The organism is Methylobacterium sp. CM6246 (genome assembly GCF_054818005.1).
The window spans coordinates 5106031-5129188 of sequence record NZ_JBTXKY010000001.1 but is presented as its reverse complement, the minus strand read 5'-3'; the positions used below and the strand labels follow the sequence as shown (position 1 = coordinate 5129188).

Genomic DNA, 23158 nt, shown 5'->3' with positions numbered 1-23158 from the left:
GGTGTGCAATCCGGCGATCTCGAAAGTGATGCGCCAGCGATGTTCGATAAGATCCTGATCGCCAACCGGGGCGAAATCGCCTGCCGGGTCATCAAGACCGCCCGGAAGATGGGCATCAGGACGGTGGCAGTCTATTCGGACGCCGACCGCGATGCAGTGCACGTCGCGATGGCCGACGAAGCGGTCCATATCGGCCCCGCCGCCGCGGCGCAGTCCTACCTGGTCATCGAGAAGATCATCGAGGCCTGCCGGCAGACCGGCGCCCAGGCGGTCCATCCCGGCTACGGCTTCCTGTCCGAGCGCGAGGCCTTCCCGAAGGCCCTCGAGGCCGCCGGCATCGTGTTCATCGGCCCCAATCCCGGCGCCATCGCCGCCATGGGCGACAAGATCGAATCCAAGAAGGCGGCCGCCGCCGCCAACGTCTCAACCGTCCCGGGCTACCTTGGCGTGATCGAGAGCCCCGAGCACGCCGTCGAGATCGCCGACGGCATCGGCTACCCGGTGATGATCAAGGCCTCCGCGGGCGGCGGCGGCAAGGGCATGCGCATCGCCCATTCGTCGGGCGAGGTCGCCGAGGGATTCGCCCGCGCCAAGTCCGAGGCGTCCTCGTCCTTCGGCGACGACCGGGTGTTCGTGGAAAAGTTCATCACCGACCCGCGGCACATCGAGATCCAGGTGATCGGCGATAAGCACGGCAACGTGATCTATCTCGGCGAGCGCGAGTGCTCGATCCAGCGCCGCAATCAGAAGGTGATCGAGGAGGCGCCGTCGCCGCTGCTCGACGCCGAGACGCGCCGGAAGATGGGCGAGCAGGCCGTCGCCCTCGCCAAGGCCGTGAACTACGATTCCGCCGGCACGGTCGAGTTCGTCGCCGGCCAGGACAAGTCGTTCTACTTCCTCGAAATGAACACCCGTCTCCAGGTCGAGCACCCGGTGACCGAGATGATCACCGGCCTCGACCTCGTCGAGCTGATGATCCGGGTCGCGGCGGGTGAATCGCTGCCGCTCACCCAGGAACAGGTGAAGCTGGACGGCTGGGCGGTCGAGAGCCGCGTCTACGCCGAGGATCCGACCCGCAACTTCCTGCCCTCGATCGGACGTCTGACAACCTACCGGCCGCCGGAGGAGGGCCGTCAGGGCACCGCGATCGTGCGCAACGACACCGGCGTGGAGGAGGGCGGCGAGATCGCGATCCACTACGATCCGATGATCGCCAAGCTGGTCACCTGGGCGCCGACCCGGGCTGAGGCGATCGCAGCGCAGGGCGACGCGCTCGACGCCTTCGCGATCGACGGCATCCGCCACAACATCCCGTTCCTCTCCGCACTGATGGCGCATCCGCGCTGGCAGGAGGGCGAGCTCTCCACCGGCTTCATCGCCGAGGAATTCCCGAACGGCTTCGTCGCCCCGGAGCCCGCGGGTGCGGTGTCGATCCGCATGATGGCCGCGGCGGCGGCGATCGACCACAAGCTGAACCAGCGCAAGCGCGGCATCTCCGGGCAGATGCGCGCGCCGGGCCTGTTCGCGTTCGAGCGGGACCGCGTCGTGATCCTGGCCGGCCAATCCTACGCGGTGACCATCGAGCCGGAGGGCGAGGACCTGATCGTCACCCGCGATGACGGCACGGCGCTGACGGTGGCGAGTGCGTGGCGCCCCGGCGAGCCGGTCTGGATCGGAACGATCGGCTCCGAGCGCGTCGCCATCCAGGTGCGCGGCCTGCTGAACGGCGTGTTCCTGCAGCATGCCGGCGCGGCCGCCGAGGCCCGGGTCTACACCCGCCGGGAAGCCGAACTCGCCGCGCTGATGCCGGTGAAGGAGCAGGCCGGCTCGGGCAAGCAGGTGCTCTGCCCGATGCCGGGTCTCGTGAAGCAGATCCTGGTCACCGAGGGCCAGGAGGTGAAGAACGGCGAGCCGATCGCGGTGGTCGAGGCGATGAAGATGGAGAACATGCTCCGCGCCGAGCGCGACGCCACGGTCGCGAAGATCCACGCCAAGGAAGGCGACAGCCTCGCGGTCGACGCGGTGATCCTCGAATTCGCCTGATCGCAGCGCGCTCGTCGTGACTGCAGTTCACAACGAGCAGACGAAGCTCCTGGCCACCGCGCTGAACAACATCGCGGTGGCTTTCGCGGTGATCGGGTTCGTAACGCCGATCACGGCCATGAGTTTTGGAGTCGCGAGCGCGCCGACCTTGCGTCCGGCCACCGCATTCTTCGCGGCGATCTGGCTTTCCGCAGGCATCGGCTTACATGCGATCGGCAGGCGCGTGCTGCGGAGCATCAAGCCATGAGCTCGGGCGAAATCTTCGTGACGTTCGTGATTCCCGCCGTCACCGTCGCCGTGGCCTACGCGGCGATGCAGGCGAACGAGTGGGCCGTGCAGCGCGACGAGCGCAAATCGGGGAAGTGACTCGACCGGTCGGCCGCTGATCGCTGCGGTATGCCCCTCTACTTCGCCTACGGCGCGAACATGGATGCCGCCGCGATGGCCCTGCGCTGCCCGGTCTCGCGGCTGATCGGCGGCGGCTCCCTGAAACGGCATCGCTTCATCGTCATGCGCGAGGGCTACGCCTCGGTGGTGCGCGATCCCGCCCGGGTGGTGCACGGAGTCCTGTGGGAGCTGGCGCTCGACGACATCCCGGCGCTGGACCGCTACGAGGGCGTCGCGGGCGGGCTCTACGCCAAGGCGACGCTGCCCGTGACCACGGCCGCCGGCACCAAGCGCGCCCTGATCTATCTCGGCCGCTCCACCGCACCGGGCCGGCCAAGACCCGGATACCTCGACGCCGTGCTGGCGGCCGCGCGTGCCGCCCAGCTTCCGCCGGCCTATATCCGCGAACTCAGTACCTGGATGCGCGGACCGCCCGCCTGAACGGGCGGCAGTTGGTACGCAACCTGCTTGCTCGCGATCGACCGGGGCAGCCACACCAGCCTTTCGCCCCGGAAAGCTGTCGTATTTGCGCAGCGCGCCCTTCGGTCAACGGCGATCGGCGGCCGCGTGCGAGGGAGAGGTTCGCATGTCCTATCTGGCGCCCGCCGATTTCGTGAAGAAGGCCGTCGATGCCGGTGAATCGAAGGTCTTCATGGCCACCAAAGACACCTTCATCCGGGCCTACATGGCCGGCGCGATCCTGGCGCTCGCGGCCGCCTTCGCGGTGACGATCAACCAGACCACCGGTCAGCCGCTGGTCGGCGCGCTGCTGTTCCCGGTCGGCTTCTCGATGCTGTACCTGCTCGGCTACGATCTGTTCACGGGCGTCTGCGTGCTCACGCCGCTCGCCTTGATCGATAAGCGCCCGGGCGTCACCGTGGCCGGCATCGCCCGGAACTGGACATTGGTGTTCTTCGGCAACTTCGCCGGCGCGCTCACCACCGCATTGATGATGGCCATCGTGTTCACCTTCGGCTTCGCCACCGAGCCGAACGCCGTCGGCAAGGCGATCGCCGGCATCGGCGAGGCGCGCACCCTCGGCTACGAGAAGTACGGCGCCGCCGGCATGCTGACGCTCTTCGTGCGCGCGATGATGTGCAACTGGATGGTCTCCACCGGCGTGATCGGGGCGATGCTGTCCACCTCGGTGCCCGGCAAGGTAATCGCCATGTGGATGCCGATCACGGTGTTCTTCTTCATGACCTTCGAACATTCGGTCGTGAACATGTTCCTGTTCCCGTCGGCGATCCTCATGGGCGGCCACCTGACCGTCATGGATTACCTGCTGTGGAACGAGATCCCGACCCTGCTCGGGAACATCGTCGGCGGCCTCGCCTTCACCGGCCTGATGCTCTACTCGACCCACGTCCGTACGGGCGAGACGCGTTCGGCCCGGGTCGGCGCCGGCGTGCGTCGCCCGATGGCGGCCGAATAAGCTGTATGGCAGCCCGGGCCGTTCGCGCGGGCTTGTTGCGAGGCGGTGCCGATCCGATGAGCGTGACCTGCACCGTCTCAGTAATCGTCAAGGGACGCGTCCAGGGCGTCTCCTACCGAGCCTGGACCCAGGCCGAAGCACGCGCGCTGGATCTGACCGGCTTCGTCCGCAACCGCGCCGACGGCTCGGTCGAGGCCGTGTTCTGTGGCGCGCCGGATGCGGTGGACCGGATGGTCGCGTTATGCCGCTCCGGCCCGCCCCACGCCCGCGTCGGCGAGGTCATCGTGCAGGAAGGCGGCGATCCGCCCGAGACGCACGGCTTCGACATCCTGCGGGGTTGATCCGGGCGGGTTCTGCGCGGCGGGCCGGACTGGTATGGCCGTCAGGCCGTATCCGAATCCGCTTCCCTGGCGCTCCGAGATCATGACCGACCCGACCACCGGCAGCGCCGCCTTCTCGCCCCTCGATATCGGGGCCCTGGTGTACTTCATCCTCGCCTGGGTGGCGTACGGCCTGTCGGTCGGGCGCCTGCGCGGTCGGATGGTTTCCCTCAGCCAGATCATGAACGTCCACCGGTCCAACTGGGCCCGGCAGGTCATCGGCCGCGACAACCGGGTGGTCGACACGCAGATCAACGCCTCGCTGCAGAACGGGACCGCCTTCTTCGCCTCGACCTCGCTGATCGCGCTGGGCTCGGTGCTGACCCTGTCGCGCTCCGGCGACGACGTGCTCAACCTGTTCGCGACCCTGCCGTTCGGCACGGTGGCGAACCGGACCACCTGGGAGTTGAAGGTCGCCGGCCTCGCATTCGTGTTCGTCTACGCGTTCTTCAAGTTCGCCTGGGCCTACCGGCTATTCAACTACGCGGCGATCCTGCTCGGGGCCGTGCCGTCGAAGGGGTCCGGCGCCAGCGACACCGAGATGCTGCGGGCCGTCCGCCGGGTGGCGGCGATGAACGTCAGCGCGGGGCGCCATTTCGCCCGGGGGCAGCGCGCGTTCTTCTTCGCGCTGGCCTATCTCGGCTGGTTCATCAGCCCATATGTGTTGCTCGCCTCGACAACCTCCGTGGTCATCATCATGTGGCGTCGACAGTTCGCCTCGGAGATCCGCAAGGCGTTGCTGGAGGCCGGTGAAGGGCCGCACGAGGGTCCGCTCCTGGCCCCCGCCGAAGAGGCACGGATATGACCACGACCAAAGCTGACGAGGCAACGATCGAGGAAACCCTGCTTGGCCTCGTGGCCGAGCGTGGGGCCGGCAAGACGATCTGCCCGTCGGAGGTGGCCAGGGCTCTGGGCGGTCCGCATCCGGACGGATGGGGCCCGCTGATGCAGCCGGTGCGCCGGGTGGCGGTGCGGCTCGCCCATGCGGGCCGGGTCGCGATCCTGCGCAAGGGTAAGCCGGTGGACCCGGACGACTTCCGGGGGATCTACCGGCTGGCGCTGCCGGGTGCGGCGACCGGCTCCGGCCCGGGCAACCAATCCGGCGTGTAGCCGGCGAGGCGATAGACCGCGAGGCCGATCCACTCTTTCACGGCCAGATCGAGCTGGAGGAGCCCCTCCGAAGCGAAGCCGTGGAAATGGGCGACGTCGCCCCAGCCCCGGGTCCGGTAATCCACCGGGAAGGCATCGACCGTGAAACCCGCATTCCGGAAACACCCGATCGCCCGGGGCATGTGCCAGGCCGACGTCACGAGCAACCAGCGCTCGCCGGGCTTCGGTTGAACCAGCGCAGCGGAGAACATCGCGTTCTCGTAGGTGTTGCGCGATCGGTTCTCGAGGATCATGCGCGTCCGCGGCAGCCCGATGACATCCGCCTGGCGACTGACGATGTCGGCCTCCGAAATGCCGCCCCCGATGAAGCCACTGCCGCCGGAGAAGACCAGCCGGGCCCCGGGGAAACGGCGGGCTAGGTCGGCGAAGTAGATCTGCCGCTCGCCGGCATCGTTGACGATGACCTGATCCCGCACCTCGGACGGACCCGCTTCGATGGCACCGCCGAGCACGACGATCCCGGTCGGCGCGGGCCCGTCGTCCGGGTACGGCGCGAAGCGCTGCTCCAGCGGCAACATCGCCATGTCCGACAGCGGTGACAAACCGCCCAGTATCAGGCCCAGCAGGCCGAGACCGGCGAGCCCCAGACCGGAGCGTCGCCGGCGCGTCACCGCCACCAGACCGAGGCCGATCAGGACGGCGAAGAGGCAGAAATTCGATGGGGTGATCAGAAAGTAGACCACCTTCGAAAGCGGAAAGAACATCGGTAGGCCTCAAGCCGGCTTCGTCTCGGCCTCGAACCGGGCCAGGGCCGCGGCGTCCGGCGGAAGCAGGCTGGCGAGGTTTTCGCCCCTCTCGGCCTCGCGCTGGATCCACAGGTCCAGGCGCTGTTGCTCGACGGCCTCCAGGGCGACCCGCTCGGCGAGGTCGGCCGGTAGCGCGACGATCCCGCCGGACCCGCAGACCACGATGTCGCCGGGATGGATGGCGGCCCCGCCGCATGAGACGCGTTCCTGCGCGCCGACCAGGGCGAGGGTCTCGCTGCCGGCCTCTTGCGCGGACCAGACCGGCAGACCGGTGGGATCCGGCAGGGCGCCGTCGGTGATCAAGCCGGCGACGCCGCGCTGGGCGAGCCGCGCCGCCACGATCGCTCCGAAGGGGAGGGCGAGGCCGGAACCCGCGGCATCGATGACCAGCACGGCACCCTCCGGAACGGCGTCGATCGCGGCAGCGAGGTCACCGGCGGCATCGTTCCGAGCGGGAATCATCCGGAGGGTATAGGCAGGGCCGATGGCACTGCCGCCCCGTGCCGTCAGGCCGCGCGGGCTGAACGCCTTGATCCCGGCGCGCGTCAATGCCCGCGCCAGGCTGGCCGGCGTTACGGCGGAGAGCGCATCGCGCAGGGTCGGGTCGATCGCCATCGGGATGTTCCGTGAGGGGCCGCCGGACGGATCGGCGCGTTGCCGTCAAGGTGGATCGCGCGGGCGTGCCGACAAGGCCGCGCTTGATTCCTCGCTGCGCAACACGTCGGCCCGGTCTCCAAGAAATACCGGTGGGACAGACACTCCTGCCACCGTGACCGGATCGGCGGTGTCACGCCGGCCCGCGGCTCAGGCGATCGGCTCGCCGAGCGCCCGAGCCGCACCGGGCCTGCCGGCGAGCCGTTCGTACCAGCGGCGCAGGGCCGGGCGTTCGATGCGCTCGGCCGGCAGGTTCAGCCAGCGATGAGCGGCGCAGCCGAGCGCAATGTCGGCGATGCCGAAGCCGTCGCCCACCATGTAATCTCGGTCCGTCAGATGCGCGTCCAGCATGGCCGCCAGCGCCTCCGTCCGCGTCATCGAGGCGGCGACCACCGTCCGGTCGGGATTCTGCGAGCGGTAGAGCTGCCAGAACGCGTCGCGCATCGCGGGCGTGAAGGTGGTGGCCTGCCAGTCCAGCCATTGATCGACATGGGCGCGGGTCCGCGGATCGGCCGGCAGCGCCAGGGTCGGAGCGGTCGAGGCCACGTAGCGCAGGATGGCGTTCGACTCCCAGAGAACGAACCCATCCTCCTCGAGGGTCGGAACGAGCCCGTTCGGGTTCTTGCCGCGGTAGGCGCGATCGGCGACGATGCCATGCGCACCGCCGGCATCGATCCGCTCATAGGCGAGTCCGGCCTCGTCGAGTCCCCAAACGACCTTCTGCACGTTCACCGAGGTGAGCCGCCCCCAGAGCTTGCGCATCGTCACCAAGACCTCCCTCAGACTTTCGGCGGGTAGGCGTGCTCGCACCCGTTCGGATCGGTGACCCGCGTCCCGTCGCCAGCCTCGCGCAGGTACCCGGGGCCGACCGGCACCTTGCCGTGGCCGCCGGGAATGTCGAGCACGTAGGTCGGCTGGGCCAGACCCGAGAGGCGGCCGCGCAGGGCGCGCATCAGCGCCTGTCCCGCGTCGAGGCTGGTGCGCAGGTGGCCGGTGCCCGGAGCCAGGTCGCCGTGATGCAGGTAGTAGGGCTTGATCCGGTTCTCCACGAAGGTCCGCATCAGCGCCTCCAGGGTGGCGGGATCGTCGTTGACCCCGCGCAGCAGCACCGACTGGCTGACCATCGGGATCCCGGCATCGACCAGCCGGGCGCAGGCTTCTTGAGCGGCCCCGGTGAACTCACGCGGGTGGTTGGCGTGGAGCGCCACGAACACCGCGCGCCCGAACCGCTTAAGCGACCGCACCAGATCGTCGCCGACGAGGTCGGGTTTCACAACCGGCACGCGGGTGTGGATCCGCATCACCCGGACATGCGCGATCACCGACAGCCGGTCGGCGATCGCGCCGAGCCGGCGGGGCGAGAGCGCGAACGGATCGCCGCCGGTGACGACGACCTCCCAGATCCGCGGGTCCTGCGCGATGTAGCCGAGGGCGCCGTCGAGCTCCGCGTCGGTCAGGGAGCCGAGGCCGTGCGGCCCGACCATCTCCCGGCGGAAACAGAATCGGCAATAGACCGGGCAGATGTGCAGCGGCTTCAGCAGTACCCGGTCGGGGTAGCGGTGAACGATGCCCACAACCGGAGCGTGCGCCTCGTCGCCGATCGGGTCGGCGCGCTCCTCCGGGGCGGCGACGGCCTCCTCGGCCCGCGGCACGAACTGACGGGCGATCGGATCCGCCGGATCGTCCCGGTCGATCAGTTCGGCCATGTCCGGGGTGACCGAGACGGCGTAGCGCGCCAGCACATCGTGCAGCGCCTCCGCCTCCGGGCCGGACAGCAGGCCGGCCTCGGCGAGGTCGGCGGCGCTGCGCAGCGTGCGGTTCACGGCAGGGTCTCCACCACCGGCGTCCAGATCACGTCGTCCACGCGATTCGCGCCGCAGGCCAGCATGGCCAAGCGGTCGAAGCCGAGGGCGATGCCCGACGCGTCGGGCATTACGGCCAATGCTTCGAAGAAGTCGGAGTCGATCGGATACGCTTCGTCGTAAACGCGCAGCTTCACCGCCATCTCCGCGTCGAAACGGCGGCGTAACGCGACCGGATCGGTCAATTCTCCGAAGGCATTCGCGAGTTCGACACCGCAGGCATAGAGCTCGAACCGTTCGGAGACCCGCGGATCGTCCGGCACCGGGCGGGCCAGGGCCGCCTCGCTGATCGGGTATTCGCACAGGATCGTCGGGCGCCCGATACCAAGATGCGGCTCGATCCGCGCAACCAGAACCCGCGAAAACAGATCCGCCCAAGTGTCATCCGGGGCGACGCGCAGGTCCGCCGCCTCCACGGCGCCGGCAAGGGCGTCGCGGTCGGTCTCGCCATCCGGCGCTAGTGTGGCCAGCAGATCGATGCCGGCAAAGCGCGCGAACGCCTCAGCCAGGGTCAGCCGCTCGCACGCGGCGAACGGGTCGGCCTCCCGGCCCCGGTAGACGAACCGGCGTGTGCCGGCGGTCTCGGCGGCAAGCGTCAGAAGCTCGGCGCAATCGGCCATCAACGCCGTGTAGGGCACGCCAGCGCGGTACCATTCCAGCATGGTGAATTCGGGGTGGTGCAGAGGGCCGCGCTCACGGTTTCGGAACACCCGAGCGACACTGAGGAGCCGCGTTTCGCCCGCAGCCAGCAGCTTCTTGCAGGCGAATTCCGGGGAGGTGTGCAGGTAGAGCGGCGTCCGCGCGCCACTGCCGCCGATGGCTTCGGTGGCGAAGGCCGAGAGATGCGCTTCGTTGCCGGGGGAGACCTGCAGGCAGGCGGTCTCGGCCTCGACGAAGTCCCGCTCCGCGAACCAGGCCCGGAACGCGGCCAGAATCCGGTTGCGCAGCAGCAGGCGAGGCCTGCGGTCGGCGTGGCGGTCGGGCGCCCACCAGGGCGAGACAGCTCCGGTCACAATCGGTCTCCAGCATGGCCGGCCCCAGGCACGAGCGAGCCGCCCTGAGTGCGACCCAGGCGCGAGGCTGGCCTCCGATCCACCGCGGGGAAGCATCGGTGCCTTTCGCCGAGACCGCCGGGTTAGGTTCGCCGGCTGGCAACCACGCCGCAGATGCGATAGTGGCGGGGCCTGAGATCCAGTGCACGCGCTTGGCGCGTGCCGACCCGCCTTGTCAATGCAGGACCGAATTCCGTGAAGGTGATCGCCTCAACGCTCCGCAAGGGCAACGTCGTCGACAAGGACGGCAAGCTCTACGTGATCCTGTTCGTCGAGAACATCCATCCCGGCAAGGGCACCCCGGTGACCCAGCTCGACATGCGCCGCATCACGGACGGCGTGAAGGTGTCCGAGCGCTACCGGACCACCGAGCAGGTCGAGCGGGCCTTCGTGGAGGATCGCGAGCACACCTTCCTCTACAGCGACGCCGAGGGGTTCCACTTCATGAACCCCGAGAGCTACGAGCAGGTCGCTGTACCGGCGGACGTGGTCGGCGACGCCGCCCCCTACCTTCAGGAGGGCATGGCCGTGATGCTGTCGAGCCATAACGACGTGCCGCTGACCATCGAGTTGCCCCAGCGGGTGACCTTGGAGGTCACCGAAACCGAGCCGGTGCTCAAGGGCCAGACCGCCTCCTCGTCCTACAAGCCCGCCACCCTCTCGAACGGCGTCCGCACCACCGTGCCGCCTCACATCGCCGCCGGTACCCGCGTGGTGGTGATGACGGCGGACGGCGCCTACGTCGAGCGCGCCAAGGATTGATTTGCTAGGGGATTATGACTGCGAGACGATCATGGCGTGGGCTGGAGATCTTATCTTGCCCGCGCCCTGATCCTGAGATGCCGACGCAAAGCAGGTGTTGATCAGGAGTTCTCCCGATCGTTCGACGATCCCTGAGCGGCTCCTTCGAAGCCCGCGATACGTTCTTCGCTAGACCAAGGCAGTGGGTTGGACGCACCCTGCGCTGTCTTGCAAGGCTGCCGCGGTTCGTATCCTACTTCGGCATTCGAGAGGCCGCCTCGATCGACCCGTAGCAGCCCTGCGATAGGGCCTGTGCCCGCAACCGCTCTGCCGGGCTGAAGGGGCGACCATCCTCCCGGAAAAGATCCTCCTTGATCAGCGCATCGGAGGTGCACCGGGCCGCGATGCGGCAGAGCGGCGGCTCCCCGCCGGTGCGTGTGCAGATCGTCACGTAATCGGCCCGAAACGCGCGGAGACCAGCCATCGGGTTCGGTCCCGTCAGGGTGACGAGACCGGTGAGCAGCCCCAGCAGCACGGGCTGGTGCACGAGATACACGATCAGGCTGTGGCGCCCCAAGAACGTCGCCGCACGCCCAGGTGCCGAACGCGGCGCCCAGTTGCCGAGCCGGGACCGCGCAAGAATCGGCAGGCCGAGCCGCCCGAGGACGATCCCCGACAAGACGAACCCGAACCACGGGAATAACGGCACGTAATCGTTGGTTCGCGGCGTCCCGGAACCAAGGCCGAGGAAGAACAAGATCGGGTCATCGAGCGGAGACCCGTGCACCACGAGCGGTGCGGCGAAGACCGCCATCGTGGCGAGCGCCGTCACCGCCACAGGGGCGAAGAGGAACGGCAGGCCGAGCACGCTCGAGAGGGCAATGCAGTGCAGGATGCCGAAGAACACGTACGCGTCGGGAAACGCGATCCAGGTCCCGAGTGTCACGAGGAGCGCAGCCCCGCCGATCCGCGCAAGCCTCAGCACGGTCTGGCGCGCACGAATGCCGCGCCCGTTCATCAAGACCAGTCCGACGCCGACGAGCGTGAGGAAGGTCCCGGCGATCGTCTCCGCCGCCCGATGGCCCGCCGCCGTCAGCGCGTAATTCTCGGCTGTCAGCCGCAGGAAGCCGAGGTCCCAAAGCGTGTGGTAGCTCGCCATCGCCACGAGGGCCGCTGCCCGCACCGCGTCGATGATCGGGTAGCGGCCTGACCGCGCGGCGCGCGTGGTCGTCTCAGGGGGCGTGGGAAGTGCGGGGGCTATCGACATGGCGATGGGCTCAAACCACGCCTGGACCTCGGACGCCACCGCTGCTCGTGATCGCGCCGCGCCCTTGCCGCGATCGAAACTGCTCTCGAAGACGTGAACACGGGCGCACGAAGGTCGCAAAAACCTGATTGGACGCGATATGGCGGGCGATCCAGATGCCTTGGTGGCGACAGGACGCCCAATTCCGCTCTCCCTGCGACCGATCGACTGTTGCGGACCTGCCTCCCCCAGGCAAGATTGCAACTCGCGAGGGCTCCTATGCCGGTCATATGGGCTTTCCGGGAATCAGGACTTCGTTAATCTTGCTGTGAGAGCGCGCGGCGTGATTCGGTGTAGGTTGCTCGGCCATGTCTGATGAACGCGGATCCGGGCCGCAGAATCCCAATCGGACCGAGGACAGCCGTGTCGCCGAAGCGGCCGGCGGTGAGGACGAGGCACTCGACCTCGTAGAGGTCTCCGGCCGCATCAAGTGGTTCGACGTGTCCAAGGGCTTCGGCTTCATCGTACCCGACGACGGCGCCCCCGACATCCTGCTGCACGTCACCTGCCTGCGGCGGGACGGGTTCCAGGCGGCCAGCGAAGGCGCGCGCATCGTCGTCGAGGCGGTGGAGCGCCCGCGCGGCTGGCAGGCGTTCAAAGTTCTGACTTTGGATCAGTCCGCGGCCGTGCATCCCTCCGAGATGCCGATGCCGCGCACCCACGTCTCGGTCACGCCAACGAGCGGCCTGGAGACGGCGGTGGTGAAGTGGTTCAACCGGCTGCGCGGCTTCGGCTTCCTGACCCGCGGCGACGGCACGCCGGATATTTTCGTCCACATGGAAACCCTGCGCCGCTACGGCATCGCCGAGCTCAAGCCGGGCGACGCCGTTTTGGTGCGCTACGGCGACGGCTCCAAGGGCGTCATGGCGGCCGAGATCCGTCTCGTCGACGGGGCGCTCCCGGCCTCTCACTGACGCCCCATTTCGCGCGCGCTATCTGAATCTGCGGTCGGCACACCGCCCGCGACCACATTTCCCGAGAGGCTGTCCTTGAGAGTTCTATTCCGCGTCCCGCAAGCGGCGGCCATCGCCTGCCTCATCCTGGTCGCGCCGCTTTCCGTCCATCAGGCCACTGCCCAGAGCGCATCACCGCAGAACGCCGTCAAGACAGAGCCACTGACCATCGCCACCAAGGCCGGGCCGAAGCGGTTCGACGTCGAGGTGATGCGTGACGACGCCGGCCGATCCCGTGGGCTGATGTTCCGCCGGCACATGGCGCCCGAGCATGGCATGCTGTTCGATTTCGAACGCGCCGAACCCGTGACCATGTGGATGAAGAACACCTATCTGCCGCTCGACATGCTGTTCATTCGTCCGGACGGGACCGTGAGCCGGATCGCCGCCGACACCGAGCCGCTGTCGACCGCGATCATCCCGTCCGGCAGCCCTGTCTCTGCCGTACTCGAACTCAATGCCGGGACGGCCGCCAAGCTCGGGATCCAGGCTGGCGACCGGATCGAGCACCCTTTGTTCAAGGGTCGCTGAGGCGACTGGGTCTGGCGTGAACGCAGCGGGAACAATGGCCTTGACCGTCGGGATGTTCCGGGCCAATGTTCCGGAATTGTTCCGGCGCTTCGGAGTGCCGGCCTTGCGCGGAGGACCCGATGAGCAACGTGGCCGATGCCGAGCTGTTCGGCAACGACGATTGGTCGGTGAGCGCGGACGGGCTAGAGCACCGTTGCACGGGTTACTTCATCAGCCGGGACGGCCTTACGACACGGCGGGCCGAAAACCTTTGGGACTGGCCGCTGCAGATGGCCGAAAAGTCCTGGTGCCGGCCAAGCCTGTTTCGCGAGGCATTCCTGGCAGCGCTCGACCAATTCGGAATCGCGCGCGATGCCGACCTGACTCGATCCTTTGCATTGGGCTACGGGATCCGAGCAGTGAACGCATCCACGCCGGACAGCTTCGTAACGCTTGCCGACGTGCTGAAGCCCCGCGCGGCTCCGGCGACGGCCCGTGTCGCGGCCAAGCCGGTCAGGCGCGCACTGGCGGCGGCAGGCGCATGAAGGTTCGGGTGTACCGCGGACGCATTTGACCATGGCCGGTGCCGGCGGATAGCCCTCTACGTAGGACCGCGGGAGGGAAGATCATGGCAGACAGCAATCACGCCGAACTCGACGGGCTGATGACACCGCCGTTGTCGCGGCGCGGCTTCGTGATGACCAGTCTCATCAGTGGCCTGACTGTCGCGACGACCCGTGTCGAGGCGCAGGCGATTCACACCGATGCCACCGGTATCGAGGCCGGCGAGGTCAAGATCCCCGCGGCAGACGGTCCGATGCCCGCCTACCGGGCGGTACCCAATGGGGCGGGGCCGTTTCCGATCGTGCTGGTGATCGAAGAGATCTTCGGGGTTCACGAGTACATCAAAGACATCTGCCGTCGCCTCGCCAAGGCTGGATACTGCGCCGTCGCGCCCGAACTATATGCACGGCAGGGCGACCTCTCGACCATGACCGATCCCAAGATCATCATCCGGGACATCATCTCGAAGACGCCGGACGCGCAGTGGATCGGCGATCTCGACGCCACCGCGGCTTGGGCCGCCTCCGCTGCCAAGGGCGATGCCGGTCGGCTCGGCGTGATGGGTTGGTGCCGCGGTGGTCGCGACGCTTGGCTGTACGCGGCGCATCGTCGCGACCTGAAGGCGGCGGTCGCTTGGTATGGCCCCCTGGGCGGTGATCGGACCGCTATCCAGCCGCGCACAGCCGGAGATGTCGCGGCCGAGATCCACGCGCCGTTGCTTGCACTCTACGGCGGCGCCGATACCGGCATCCCGCCGTCCTCCGCAGAGGAAGCGCGCGACAAGGCCAGGCAGGCGGGCAGGAGCGTCGAACTGGTGATCTACCCGGATGCGCCGCACGGATTCCACGCGGATTATCGGCCGAGCTACCGCAAGGACGCCGCCGAGGACGGCTGGACCCGCGCTCTCGCCTTCCTGAAAGCCAACGGCGTCGGCTGATCAAACCGATCCTGGCGGTCTTACCAGGATGTTCCTGGATGGCTGTGCTTCCCGGGACACGGCCACAACTTGCCGAATATGCCAGGGTCGCAGGAGGATCTGTGCCTGCGCGGGTCCGGCCATTCGCTGCGATCGGAGCGTTGAACCGATCGTCGCGACCGCCGTTCAGCCCCTGTAGAGTGTCCCGGCCCATGAGCGACTCGGTACAGCCCGGACAGAAGCCCGTCATCCTCGTCGTGGAGGACCAACCCGACGAGCGCTTCCTCGCGGCCACGCTCCTGGAGGATACCGGCTTCACGGTGATCGAGGCTGAGACTGCCGAACGGGCGCTCGCCATCCTCAACGACCGCGCGGACGAAGTCAGCGTCGTGTTCTCCGACGTGCGTACGCCCGGACCGATCGGCGGCTTCGAACTTGCGCGGATCATCGGCGTGACCTGGCCGCGGGTCCGGGTGCTGCTGACCTCCGGGGATGCGGGCGACCAGCCGAGCGACCTGCGCATGTCGGCGACCTTCATCCCGAAGCCCTGGCGCGCCGAGGATATTCTGGCCTGGGTCGAGCAGGCCGCCGGTCGTCCGTCGGCGTCGACCGGCCCGGCGGTGATCGGACCGGGCGGAAAATTAATTATGCCGGGTCTGGAAACCTGAGACCTACTCCGGGTTGTACGGCACTCCCGGGGCGCAAGACGCCCGATCCCGAGCAACTCCGTCGGCAGCTCAGATCAATCATGCTCATCGTCGCTGCCAACTACGCCGATTCCCTGCGTCGGCGCTCTTGGGACGCCCAACAGGAGGCCGATCTCCTCGACACGGTGACCGACGAGCTGCGCGCTCACTACAGGCCCATCGCCGATGCCGTCCCAGCCGAGATCCTGGCGCTGGCCGCGCGCCTGGACCGTCCGGAATCCGAGTGCGCTTACGGCGCCTGACCGATCAGGTCGGGATGAGTCGCCAAGGCCAATGAATCTGCTATTCAGCGGGCTCTGACCTGCCGGCGCATCGCGTCTCTCAGTCGAGCCCCTCATGCGTCTCAATGTTCTTCGCGGATCGTTTGCCGCCGGTGTGATCCTGGCGCTTGCGGGGTTGAGCGTTGCCCAAGCCGCGTCCCCGCCGCCGCAGCCGTCTGAGGGGGCCGGCGGTTTCGGCGACCGCAAGGCGACGATCGTGAAGCGTCTGCTCGGGCGTGGGACCGCGACGACGTTCGCGTTCCACGCTGCGGGCGCCGCCCCGGAGGCCGGCCGGCCCGTGGTTGTGTTCCTGCACGGATGGGGCGTGGTCAATCCGCAAAGCTACGGCGGCTGGATCGACCATCTCACCCGCCAGGGTTGGCTTGTGCTCTACCCGCGCTTTCAGGACGTGAACCGGACGCGCCCGGCCGACGCACCCGGCCTCGCCGAAAGCCTGGTCAAAGCGGCGCTGGCGGATTTGGCCTCGGACGCGGACGCCAAACCCGATCTCGGCCGCGTCGCCCTGATCGGGCACCTGGCTGGCGCCCCGCTCGCCATGGACATGGCCGCCGACGCCAAGCAGCATGGCCTCCCCGTCCCGAAGCTGATCTTCATGGCCGCGCCGGGCGGCATCGCCAGCGGCCCCAAATCGCGGGGAATCGCGCTGACGGAGCTGTCCGGCATCGAGTCCTCCACCCTGCTCATCGCCATGGTCGGCGACAAGGATACCCGGGCGGCGGACCTCGCGGCGAAACGGCTGCTGCGTGAAGCGAGTGCCGTACCGCTGGAGCGTAAGCTCTTCGTGCGCGCCCTCTCGGACGATCACGGCTTCCCCGCTCTGACGGCCACGCTCGCGGCTCCCGCCGGAACCGACACAGCCTATGATGGCGGCGCGATCAAGCCGGGGCCGGATCCAAAGGACGCGGCCAAGGACGCCCCGAAGCCGCCGCCGTTCCGCTGGTCCGCCGATATGGCGTTGACCGGCGAACAGCAGACGCTGGTCGCACAGATCAATATCGCCCGCGTCGACGCGCTGGACTACCTCGGGTTCTGGAAGACCTTCGACATCGCCGCTGCCGCGGCCTTCGCCGGTTCGGACGCGAATGCGATGAAGAACAATCCGCGGCTCGCAGACATGGAGCGCTGGAGCGACGGGTGGCCGGTGAAGCGCCTCTCGGTCGAAACGCCCCGACTGGTGGCGCCGGCGGCCCAGGCAGCCACTCCGGCTTCGCCAGGTAGAAAGCGCTGATCGACAAACACCCGCCTTTCCCTTGGCGTAGGGCTTGCTACTCTGTCCGTGTTCGACACGGGAAACGTAACATGCCCGAGTTCGTCGCCAGTCTGCTCGCTGCAGCAGCCTTCTGCCTGACTCTCCTCGCGCTGAACGCGCTCACACGATTGCTGATCCAGGCGCATTATGCGCCGGCGGATCTCGGTGAATCCGGTTTTCTCCAGATCGGTGGCGCCCTTGTCATCGCCCGCATCGCCTATCGTCGGGCGCCAAACCGTCAGCTGGACTGAGCGATCGGTTCGTTCCGTGGATCAGCCCCAATGGATGGTCGCGGAGGCCCGGCTTAGATCGGGAGCGTCTTACCTGAATGGTCGGGCAAGACGCTTTCGCGGCGGGCGGTTGCCTTCGCACGGGCGCCAGGAACTACGATTCCGCAGCCTCAGCCGTCTCTTCACCGTCCGCGACGCCGAGCGCGGCTTTCTCGGCCAGCAGGGCGGCCAAGGCGATGCGGATCAGATTGCCTTGCTCGCGATGCGGGTGATCAAGGGCGGCAGTCATGGCGCGACGGTAGCGGTCCTGGATCGCGGCGAGCTGCGTAGCCATGCCGACCTTGGCAGGTGGTTTCACGACGGGCATAGCCCGCTTCGGCTTCGCCGGCGTTTTCTTCTTTGCGGGTGTCGTGTCCGGCATGCAAGGGCAAGCGACTAGACCGTTTCGAGGTTCCTCGGCGCATTTCACACGCGGCCTGCTCGGTTCTCGGGCGCGGACTCTCGGAGCCTTGGGCAGGCTACGTCGCCGATCGAGCCGAGGGCGCGGATTGCAATGCGTGCGGACCGGATCGGCCTTCCGGGCTACCTCAGTGATCCGGCGCGCTCCGATCGCGAGGCTGTGCCCCGCTTGCCGCCCTGCCGCTTTGCCGCTCTGTGTCGGGGTTGTCCGGCACGGCGTTCCATTCAAGGACGCCTCCGGTCGACCGATCAGGGCTCACACGCCACATCGTTGGTCTGGATGCACGGTGACGTGCTTTCGCTACTCACAATCGCGGTTGCTACACGCCCGTCATCGCGAACAGTTCGAAGCGGCCATCACCCTTGAACGGGGCGATGAAGGTGCGGGGGCGACCCACGATCTTGCAGCTGCACTACCTGAGGAAGTCGCCGAACGCGCGGGGGCCGTTCCCGGTCGGGATGGTCGTCAGAACCTTCAGCGTCCGTCCATCGAGGACGCTCAGCGTGTTGTCACCCCAATTGGCGACGTAGAGGCGACCGCCAGCGTCGGCCGCGATGCCTTCGGGATGATCGCCGACGTCGATATCCGCGAGCGGCTTGAGGGTCGTGAGATCGAAGGCTGTGACGCTGCCGGCATACTGATCGGTCACGAAGCCGCGCCCTTGCGTAAGGGCGATCACATAGGGTCGCCGACCGGTCGGGATCCGGCCGATCTCCCGTCCGGCCGCCAGGTCGATCACGGAGACGTCGTCGCTCGTGACGTTCGCCGTGTAGGCGCGGCCACTGGCAGCATCCAAGGTAATTCCGAACGGGTGCTGCCCGACGGGGATGACCTTGGTTTCTTTGCGGGTCCTCGCATCGACCACGGAGACCGTGTTGGCCTCCCGGTTGGCCACGTAGAGCGTCGCACCGTCGGGTGAGACGGCGATACCCGATGGCGAGGCGCCGACCGCGATCTCGCCATCGGGTATCAGGTGGCCGTCGCGCTCGGTCAAAACGAACAGGCGATGCCCGTACCAATCCGCCACGTAGATTTTGACGCCCATCGGATCGGCAGCGACGCCCAAGGGTCCACCCGGCAGCGGCACTTCTGCGGCAACGAGGCCAGCATCGAGATCAAGCACCGCGAGACCGTGACCTTCGGGCCGCGTGACGTACGCCCTCTTGCGATCGGGCGACAGGGCGATTCCTGCCGGCGCCCCGTCGAGCTTGATGCTACGCACCACCTTGCCGGCTGCGAGATCGACAATTTCGACCGCGCCGCCAAGCTGCGTCGTCACGATCGCTTCCCGCGCCTGTTCGGCACGGGCGTGCGTCGCGGTCAGGGACAGGGCGGCGACGAACGCCGCCTGGCCCCATTTGCGGTGACGGCGCAGGTTTTTATCGCAAAACCGCAGGACGCTTTTGCGAAACCCGCGTAGGCTCACGAGCCCTTCTCGACCTTGGCCTTCAAGTTGGCGAGGCTCGCCTTGATCCAGGCACCGACGCCCTTCTCGGAGGCTTCGTCGTTGAGTTCGGGCGGCGGATCGTTGTTCATGTAGCCGCGATAAAAGGCGGCTTTCCACTCGACCTTGGACTTGGCGTCGCCCGCGGGCTCGACCGTGATCGTAGCAGAATAGTCGTTGGCCGGCAGGTCCTTCACATCGACCTTCTCGATGTAGTACGAGAGAAGCTTCTCGTCCGGCTTGTACTTGTTGCTAGTCTCTTGAATCTGGTTGCCGTTCTTCAGCGTTAGGGTGCGCTTGAACTTGTTCGGCACGTCGCCGCTGACCTCGGTCTTGGTGACGTTCTCCATCCAGTCGGCGTTCTTAACGTCACCAATCACGGCCCAGACCTTGTCGGCCGGGGCGTTGATCTCGATCGACTCGGAAATCTTGCGCCGGGTCGGGCCGTGGGCCTGCGCGGTCGCCGCCACCAGGGCGGCCGTGGCCGCCAGGGCCAGGGTCATTTTCTTCATCGTGTCCTGCTCCTCCCGCCTCCGGGGCGCGGTCCGGCATCGAGATACCGGTTCTACGTCCGAGTGCGTGTCACAAGTGAGTGTCAGAGCCGCATTCGATTTCTCGGATACGGATCTAGCTTGCGTCCCGACCGAGAATGCGCGCTTCGGCCCCGAAAGCCTCAGCGACCTTGTCCTCGATCCAGCCCCAGGCCTCGCGCTCGCGCGGGCCCGCGGTCTTGGTGATGGCGATGGCGAGGTAGGCCATCTCCGTCAACACCTTGTCCGGCTCAAGCATGTGGAGCCGGGTCGAGAGGATCGCCGCCTCAAGCACCGCGGCCTGGGCGCGGTTGTAGCCAATGAACGGTGCGTGGGCGGCCGAATGCACGAGGCGGCCGTGGAAGCGCGGCCGGGTCTCCTGGTCCTCGACCGATGCGACCTGGAACTCGGCATGGCCGAAACTGTCGGCTAGCCGCCGGCCGGCAATCACCGCGCACGCCACGGTCGGCCATTCGCGCCGGCCCGTTACCGCACCCGCGATGACCCGGATGTCCCTCGGGCTCGACGCCGCGAAACACGGATTGGCCTCGAGATTGACGATGGTCGGTGAGGGTCGGAACGGCGCCAGCACGTAGCCGTTTTCCTCGCCGATCAGCCCAAACGGCACGAGATGCAGCTCACCGGACGGCGCAAGCGTGGTGACGATGGTCTCGAGGATCAGCGGCATCGCTCAGGCCCTGTCCGCCGGCACCAGTCGGCCGCAGACCAGCTTGGTTGCGGGCTGCGGGTTCTCTGGCTGCGCCTCGTCGCGGACCTCGACTTCCGAGATCGTCTTTGGGGCGTCGGCATCCGCCTCGGGCTTCACCAGCCGTGCATCGCGGGTACCGGGCGGAGGCGCGTCGGGACCGGAATGGCGGGTGTGTCCGGCCTTCTTGAACGCGGTCGAGTCCTCGACGTCAGCGTCGGCCGCGCAGCCCCAGTCGAGTGCCTCGTCCTGGACGTAGCGCTTGCCGAGCCGCCAGGCGGTCTCGGCCTTGGCGAGCTCGGCTCCGAGATAGAAGGCGTGGGCGCCGTCGCTCGTCACGTCGAGATCGGGGAAGAAGGCCATCGCGTCGGTGCCGACCCTGTGGACGTCGCGGTTGTAGACGTGGATCCCGTCCTCGGCGACCGCGATCCGGTAATTCGGATCCCGGACCTCGCCTGCAGCCTGGGCAACTTCCGCAGCGGTCTGCACGAACGGGCGCTTGTCGTGAAGGGCCAACAGCGCGCTCCCATAGCCTTTCGGCAGGGCGGAGTCGGCCTTGGCCGCGTACATCACCCGCCGGGCGGCGTCGTGCTCCTCGACAGTGCGGCGGGTGTGGTTCGAAACCTGGACGATCAGCACATTGCCGATCGACAGTTCCGAGCACATTCCCACCAACAGAGCGGTGACGCCGAGCGAATCCGCCTCGGTCAGCTCCGTCAAGTTGCCGGTGCCCATCATCATCTGGATGTCGGGCCAGCGGGCACGGGTGTCGCGGTAGCGGCCGATTGAATCCACGAAGCCGTGATGGATCGGCTCCAGGATCGGGTCGGCCAGGAACGGGCGCCCGGCCTTCAGCATCCGCTCGATCGCACGGTCGAGTGAGGGCAGGTCGTCCGGGCGCAGGGGCACCAGGATCGGCACTGCGTCGGTCTCGAACGCAAGATCGAGCGTGTCGATGTTCAGGCTGAGCAGGTAATCCGCCCCGGCCCGGGCGCCCCGGGCGAGCTCGTCCAGGGAGAAGGAATCGACGCTCACCCGAAGGCCGGCGCCCTTCAGGGCAGCGACGGATTCCTCGAGATGCGGGAAGGTCGTGTCCGGCAGCCCGCCCAGGTCGATCACGTCGGCGCCGCGGCGGGCCAGGTCGAGCCCTTTTGCCAGGATCTCGTCGGGGGTCATCTTCGAGGCATCGACGATTTCGGAGAAGATCCGCAGGTCGTGTTTCGAAAGGTCCACCTTGCGCCCGGCGAGCCCCAGCCAGGCCGGCAGATCGACCACCTCGTCCGGGCCGCGCTCGACCGGCACATGAAAATGCTCGGCCAGCCGGGCGGTATCGGCCCGGCAGCGACCCGGAAGGACGATCCGGGTCGCGCCTTCGGGAATCTCGATCCGGCGGCGGATGATTTCTTCCGTCATCAGCGCTGCGACCTTAACGCCGGCATCCGCGATGCTCCACCGGATCGTCGCCGGCAAACCGGCCGCGACTTTTTCGAGCCGCGCCCGGGCGAGGCGACCGGTGACGAATACGATGTGCTCGAGGGCGCTCAAACAGCCACTCGCTGGCGGAGTGTGACGTTCCGGGTCGGTCCCCAGATCGCGATCGAGCCGCCGTAGCGTGCAGCGAAAGCGGGGAAGGCGGCATCCATCAGCCCGCTTTGGGCAAGTCCATCGGCATCCTCCTGTGACGATGCGTCGGCCGACTTCACCAGCACGCAGCGTGCGGCACGCATTCGTAGCGCAAGCCAGAGCGCGAGACTGTCGGATGTGACGTCCCAAGTCTCGGGGATGTCAGGGTCGCCGACCTGCAAGTTCGTCGAGTCCCAGACCCAGGAAGTGTCGATGTTCTCCGCCCAAGGCGCCGGGCTACGTGCGAGGCGGGGCTCGATTGAGCAAAAGTCCGCCGCCATGCGACCCATCGCGGCCAGCGCCCGGCGGTGGGCCTCCGCATCGTCGAAGCCCTCGTGGATCTGGGCGGCACGGACGGCATCCGCGTAGGCACCACCGCCGGGCACCACGACGCAGCGTCCGTGGAGCCCTGCCGCTACATCCGCCAGAAGGGCGCTGCGGCGGTCCGAATCCGCCGCCAGGCTGCCGCCGATCTTGAGGATTGTCGTCACGCGGCGTCCCGTTGGTTCGGGCGCAGGGCGCGCACGGCCTCGGCGACCCGCAGCGGGTCGATACCGTTGCGCCGGTCCAGGTCGCGGCACAGGCCGCCGCGGAAACCGAAGTAGTCGGGGCGGTGCACGCTGAGGGTCGCGATGTCGGTGACCCTGAGTGAACCTGCCAATCCGCTCATCAACCCGTGGCTCCGGCAGGCCGTCGTGAAGGCCGCGAGCGCCTCGGGCTCGACGAGGTCGGTCAGGCGGACGCCGGCCTTTCCGGACGTGTCGATCATCGCACCTGCAAATCCTGCCCGGGCCAGAGCCGGGACGAGGTCCGCCGCCGAGCCGTCTTCGGCGAACAGGACCGCGATCAGGCAGCCGGGGGCGGTCTGAGCGAGGGCAGCGAGCGCCTTGGGATCGCGGCGTTGCGCAGGGGCGAGGCCGGCCTTCACCCAGTCGATCCCGGTGCCGGCCATCGCGGCCACGGATTCAGGCGTCGGGTCTGCCACCGCGCTGGTCACGGCCGCGCCGGCGACGCGCGCCACGATCTCGTTCACCACTGCGGGGGCGAGCGCGCCGAGCGCGCCGCGCTCCGGATCCTTGGCGTCGATCAGGTCGGCCCCGGCGAGCTGGGCGGCCTCGGCCTCGGCCGGATCGCGCACGCTGACGAGGAGGCGGGGCAGGGGGCCTGGCGGAACGGGGTACGCGGACACGGATCTCTCGAAGATGGGCG

General features: G+C 67.9%; 30 protein-coding genes. 16 read left to right on the top strand and 14 right to left on the bottom strand.

The features are described from left to right. The first annotated feature begins 39 nt into the window (after positions 1–39). Positions 40–2043 carry an acetyl-CoA carboxylase biotin carboxylase subunit gene (locus ACYQPG_RS24780; RefSeq protein ID WP_461231941.1) on the top strand — a complete coding sequence of 668 codons (2004 nt, stop codon included), beginning with the start codon at positions 40–42 and terminating at the stop codon, positions 2041–2043. A gap of 27 nt (positions 2044–2070) precedes the next feature. Here ACYQPG_RS24780 and ACYQPG_RS24775 read toward each other — a convergent pair whose 3' ends face one another. Further along, entirely contained in the window at positions 2071–2283 is a 213-nt protein-coding gene (locus ACYQPG_RS24775; protein ID WP_419830484.1) for a hypothetical protein, read from the bottom strand. 3 nt (positions 2284–2286) lie between these two features. Between ACYQPG_RS24775 and ACYQPG_RS24770 the strand changes: the two genes are divergently transcribed. The 6 genes from ACYQPG_RS24770 to ACYQPG_RS24745 all read left to right on the top strand — a co-directional run bounded on the left by ACYQPG_RS24770 (position 2287) and on the right by ACYQPG_RS24745 (position 5355). Beyond that, complete coding sequence (locus ACYQPG_RS24770; RefSeq protein ID WP_461231940.1) at positions 2287–2409, top strand: hypothetical protein; 123 nt, start codon at positions 2287–2289, stop codon at positions 2407–2409. Between the two features lie 30 nt (positions 2410–2439). Further along, positions 2440–2871, top strand: coding sequence for a gamma-glutamylcyclotransferase family protein (locus ACYQPG_RS24765; RefSeq protein WP_461231939.1), 432 nt, complete (start codon positions 2440–2442; stop codon positions 2869–2871). 145 nt (positions 2872–3016) lie between these two features. After that, a complete protein-coding gene (locus tag ACYQPG_RS24760; protein WP_147938542.1) occupies positions 3017–3865 on the top strand; it encodes a formate/nitrite transporter family protein in 849 nt (282 codons plus the stop codon). Positions 3866–3921: 56 nt separating this feature from the next. Beyond that, positions 3922–4206, top strand: a complete 285-nt coding sequence (locus ACYQPG_RS24755) for an acylphosphatase (protein WP_461231938.1) — start codon at positions 3922–3924, stop codon at positions 4204–4206. An 82-nt stretch (positions 4207–4288) separates the two neighbouring features. Continuing rightward, on the top strand, positions 4289–5050 hold the full coding sequence (locus tag ACYQPG_RS24750) for a DUF599 domain-containing protein (protein WP_147906739.1): 762 nt from the start codon (positions 4289–4291) through the stop codon (positions 5048–5050). Then, positions 5047–5355 (top strand): DUF3253 domain-containing protein, encoded by a 309-nt coding sequence (locus tag ACYQPG_RS24745; protein ID WP_461231937.1) that lies wholly within the window; start codon positions 5047–5049, stop codon positions 5353–5355. Before ACYQPG_RS24750 ends, ACYQPG_RS24745 begins: the two co-directional genes overlap by 4 nt. Here ACYQPG_RS24745 and ACYQPG_RS24740 read toward each other — a convergent pair. The 5 genes from ACYQPG_RS24740 to epmA all read right to left on the bottom strand — a co-directional run bounded on the left by ACYQPG_RS24740 (position 5292) and on the right by epmA (position 9690). Then, positions 5292–6119 carry a YdcF family protein gene (locus ACYQPG_RS24740; RefSeq protein WP_147906741.1) on the bottom strand — a complete coding sequence of 276 codons (828 nt, stop codon included), beginning with the start codon at positions 6117–6119 and terminating at the stop codon, positions 5292–5294. The two genes, ACYQPG_RS24745 and ACYQPG_RS24740, sit on opposite strands and share 64 nt — an antisense overlap. A 9-nt stretch (positions 6120–6128) precedes the next feature. After that, positions 6129–6776, bottom strand: a complete 648-nt coding sequence (locus ACYQPG_RS24735; protein ID WP_147906742.1) for an RraA family protein — start codon at positions 6774–6776, stop codon at positions 6129–6131. 189 nt (positions 6777–6965) lie between these two features. Continuing rightward, positions 6966–7577 carry a glutathione S-transferase family protein gene (locus tag ACYQPG_RS24730; protein ID WP_147906769.1) on the bottom strand — a complete coding sequence of 204 codons (612 nt, stop codon included), beginning with the start codon at positions 7575–7577 and terminating at the stop codon, positions 6966–6968. A 17-nt stretch (positions 7578–7594) separates the two neighbouring features. Beyond that, a complete protein-coding gene (locus ACYQPG_RS24725; protein WP_461231936.1) occupies positions 7595–8638 on the bottom strand; it encodes a lysine-2,3-aminomutase-like protein in 1044 nt (347 codons plus the stop codon). Further along, positions 8635–9690: an EF-P lysine aminoacylase EpmA gene (epmA, locus tag ACYQPG_RS24720; RefSeq protein ID WP_419830481.1), complete on the bottom strand. Its 1056-nt coding sequence runs from the start codon at positions 9688–9690 to the stop codon at positions 8635–8637. Before epmA ends, ACYQPG_RS24725 begins: the two co-directional genes overlap by 4 nt. 234 nt (positions 9691–9924) lie before the next feature. On the opposite strand from epmA, the gene efp reads away from it, so the two are divergent. Next, entirely contained in the window at positions 9925–10491 is a 567-nt protein-coding gene (gene efp, locus ACYQPG_RS24715; protein ID WP_147853941.1) for an elongation factor P, read from the top strand. 232 nt (positions 10492–10723) lie between these two features. Here efp and ACYQPG_RS24710 read toward each other — a convergent pair whose 3' ends face one another. Further along, positions 10724–11737 carry a heparan-alpha-glucosaminide N-acetyltransferase gene (locus ACYQPG_RS24710; protein ID WP_419830480.1) on the bottom strand — a complete coding sequence of 338 codons (1014 nt, stop codon included), beginning with the start codon at positions 11735–11737 and terminating at the stop codon, positions 10724–10726. A gap of 347 nt (positions 11738–12084) precedes the next feature. Between ACYQPG_RS24710 and ACYQPG_RS24705 the strand changes: the two genes are divergently transcribed. The 8 genes from ACYQPG_RS24705 (at position 12085) to ACYQPG_RS24670 (ending at position 17207) form a co-directional block, all read left to right on the top strand. Further along, positions 12085–12690 (top strand): cold-shock protein, encoded by a 606-nt coding sequence (locus ACYQPG_RS24705; protein ID WP_419830479.1) that lies wholly within the window; start codon positions 12085–12087, stop codon positions 12688–12690. A 75-nt stretch (positions 12691–12765) separates the two neighbouring features. Continuing rightward, complete coding sequence (locus ACYQPG_RS24700) at positions 12766–13260, top strand: DUF192 domain-containing protein (protein ID WP_419830478.1); 495 nt, start codon at positions 12766–12768, stop codon at positions 13258–13260. Positions 13261–13379: 119 nt separating this feature from the next. Then, complete coding sequence (locus ACYQPG_RS24695) at positions 13380–13784, top strand: hypothetical protein (protein ID WP_419830477.1); 405 nt, start codon at positions 13380–13382, stop codon at positions 13782–13784. Positions 13785–13867: 83 nt separating this feature from the next. After that, a complete protein-coding gene (locus ACYQPG_RS24690; RefSeq protein WP_419831079.1) occupies positions 13868–14740 on the top strand; it encodes a dienelactone hydrolase family protein in 873 nt (290 codons plus the stop codon). Between the two features lie 191 nt (positions 14741–14931). Beyond that, positions 14932–15387, top strand: a complete 456-nt coding sequence (locus ACYQPG_RS24685; RefSeq protein WP_147906750.1) for a response regulator — start codon at positions 14932–14934, stop codon at positions 15385–15387. 80 nt (positions 15388–15467) lie between these two features. Continuing rightward, positions 15468–15668, top strand: coding sequence for a hypothetical protein (locus tag ACYQPG_RS24680; protein WP_419830476.1), 201 nt, complete (start codon positions 15468–15470; stop codon positions 15666–15668). A 94-nt stretch (positions 15669–15762) separates the two neighbouring features. Further along, positions 15763–16935 carry a lipase family protein gene (locus ACYQPG_RS24675; RefSeq protein ID WP_419830475.1) on the top strand — a complete coding sequence of 391 codons (1173 nt, stop codon included), beginning with the start codon at positions 15763–15765 and terminating at the stop codon, positions 16933–16935. 71 nt (positions 16936–17006) lie between these two features. Then, positions 17007–17207, top strand: coding sequence for a hypothetical protein (locus ACYQPG_RS24670; RefSeq protein WP_147906753.1), 201 nt, complete (start codon positions 17007–17009; stop codon positions 17205–17207). 133 nt (positions 17208–17340) lie between these two features. Here ACYQPG_RS24670 and ACYQPG_RS24665 read toward each other — a convergent pair whose 3' ends face one another. The 7 genes from ACYQPG_RS24665 to ACYQPG_RS24635 form a co-directional block, all read right to left on the bottom strand. After that, positions 17341–17607 (bottom strand): hypothetical protein, encoded by a 267-nt coding sequence (locus ACYQPG_RS24665; protein ID WP_419830474.1) that lies wholly within the window; start codon positions 17605–17607, stop codon positions 17341–17343. Between the two features lie 451 nt (positions 17608–18058). After that, the gene (locus tag ACYQPG_RS24660) at positions 18059–19021 is read right to left on the bottom strand and encodes a YncE family protein (RefSeq protein WP_461232505.1); all 963 of its coding nucleotides are present in this window, start codon (positions 19019–19021) and stop codon (positions 18059–18061) included. A 47-nt stretch (positions 19022–19068) separates the two neighbouring features. Continuing rightward, positions 19069–19602: an SRPBCC family protein gene (locus tag ACYQPG_RS24655; protein WP_419830473.1), complete on the bottom strand. Its 534-nt coding sequence runs from the start codon at positions 19600–19602 to the stop codon at positions 19069–19071. Positions 19603–19717: 115 nt separating this feature from the next. After that, positions 19718–20308, bottom strand: coding sequence for a DUF447 domain-containing protein (locus tag ACYQPG_RS24650; RefSeq protein ID WP_147938556.1), 591 nt, complete (start codon positions 20306–20308; stop codon positions 19718–19720). Positions 20309–20311: 3 nt separating this feature from the next. Then, positions 20312–21871 (bottom strand): DUF6513 domain-containing protein, encoded by a 1560-nt coding sequence (locus ACYQPG_RS24645; RefSeq protein ID WP_461231935.1) that lies wholly within the window; start codon positions 21869–21871, stop codon positions 20312–20314. Continuing rightward, entirely contained in the window at positions 21868–22440 is a 573-nt protein-coding gene (locus ACYQPG_RS24640) for an amino acid kinase family protein (protein ID WP_461231934.1), read from the bottom strand. The genes ACYQPG_RS24645 and ACYQPG_RS24640 overlap by 4 nt, the downstream gene beginning before the upstream one ends. Further along, positions 22437–23138, bottom strand: a complete 702-nt coding sequence (locus tag ACYQPG_RS24635) for a (5-formylfuran-3-yl)methyl phosphate synthase (RefSeq protein ID WP_461231933.1) — start codon at positions 23136–23138, stop codon at positions 22437–22439. Before ACYQPG_RS24635 ends, ACYQPG_RS24640 begins: the two co-directional genes overlap by 4 nt. Positions 23139–23158 lie beyond the last annotated feature (20 nt).

What these genes read in the sequence shown, in the direction of transcription:
- ACYQPG_RS24780 (WP_461231941.1), top strand. Translation starts at nt 40, where the DNA reads ATGTTCGATAAGATCCTGATCGCCAACCGGGGCGAAATCGCCTGCCGG.
- ACYQPG_RS24770 (WP_461231940.1), top strand. Translation starts at nt 2,287, where the DNA reads ATGAGCTCGGGCGAAATCTTCGTGACGTTCGTGATTCCCGCCGTCACC.
- ACYQPG_RS24765 (WP_461231939.1), top strand. Translation starts at nt 2,440, where the DNA reads ATGCCCCTCTACTTCGCCTACGGCGCGAACATGGATGCCGCCGCGATG.
- ACYQPG_RS24760 (WP_147938542.1), top strand. Translation starts at nt 3,017, where the DNA reads ATGTCCTATCTGGCGCCCGCCGATTTCGTGAAGAAGGCCGTCGATGCC.
- ACYQPG_RS24755 (WP_461231938.1), top strand. Translation starts at nt 3,922, where the DNA reads ATGAGCGTGACCTGCACCGTCTCAGTAATCGTCAAGGGACGCGTCCAG.
- ACYQPG_RS24750 (WP_147906739.1), top strand. Translation starts at nt 4,289, where the DNA reads ATGACCGACCCGACCACCGGCAGCGCCGCCTTCTCGCCCCTCGATATC.
- ACYQPG_RS24745 (WP_461231937.1), top strand. Translation starts at nt 5,047, where the DNA reads ATGACCACGACCAAAGCTGACGAGGCAACGATCGAGGAAACCCTGCTT.
- ACYQPG_RS24740 (WP_147906741.1), bottom strand. Translation starts at nt 6,119, where the DNA reads ATGTTCTTTCCGCTTTCGAAGGTGGTCTACTTTCTGATCACCCCATCG.
- ACYQPG_RS24735 (WP_147906742.1), bottom strand. Translation starts at nt 6,776, where the DNA reads ATGGCGATCGACCCGACCCTGCGCGATGCGCTCTCCGCCGTAACGCCG.
- ACYQPG_RS24730 (WP_147906769.1), bottom strand. Translation starts at nt 7,577, where the DNA reads ATGCGCAAGCTCTGGGGGCGGCTCACCTCGGTGAACGTGCAGAAGGTC.
- ACYQPG_RS24710 (WP_419830480.1), bottom strand. Translation starts at nt 11,737, where the DNA reads ATGTCGATAGCCCCCGCACTTCCCACGCCCCCTGAGACGACCACGCGC.
- ACYQPG_RS24705 (WP_419830479.1), top strand. Translation starts at nt 12,085, where the DNA reads ATGTCTGATGAACGCGGATCCGGGCCGCAGAATCCCAATCGGACCGAG.
- ACYQPG_RS24695 (WP_419830477.1), top strand. Translation starts at nt 13,380, where the DNA reads ATGAGCAACGTGGCCGATGCCGAGCTGTTCGGCAACGACGATTGGTCG.
- ACYQPG_RS24690 (WP_419831079.1), top strand. Translation starts at nt 13,868, where the DNA reads ATGGCAGACAGCAATCACGCCGAACTCGACGGGCTGATGACACCGCCG.
- ACYQPG_RS24685 (WP_147906750.1), top strand. Translation starts at nt 14,932, where the DNA reads ATGAGCGACTCGGTACAGCCCGGACAGAAGCCCGTCATCCTCGTCGTG.
- ACYQPG_RS24680 (WP_419830476.1), top strand. Translation starts at nt 15,468, where the DNA reads ATGCTCATCGTCGCTGCCAACTACGCCGATTCCCTGCGTCGGCGCTCT.
- ACYQPG_RS24675 (WP_419830475.1), top strand. Translation starts at nt 15,763, where the DNA reads ATGCGTCTCAATGTTCTTCGCGGATCGTTTGCCGCCGGTGTGATCCTG.
- ACYQPG_RS24670 (WP_147906753.1), top strand. Translation starts at nt 17,007, where the DNA reads ATGCCCGAGTTCGTCGCCAGTCTGCTCGCTGCAGCAGCCTTCTGCCTG.
- ACYQPG_RS24665 (WP_419830474.1), bottom strand. Translation starts at nt 17,607, where the DNA reads ATGCCGGACACGACACCCGCAAAGAAGAAAACGCCGGCGAAGCCGAAG.
- ACYQPG_RS24655 (WP_419830473.1), bottom strand. Translation starts at nt 19,602, where the DNA reads ATGAAGAAAATGACCCTGGCCCTGGCGGCCACGGCCGCCCTGGTGGCG.
- ACYQPG_RS24650 (WP_147938556.1), bottom strand. Translation starts at nt 20,308, where the DNA reads ATGCCGCTGATCCTCGAGACCATCGTCACCACGCTTGCGCCGTCCGGT.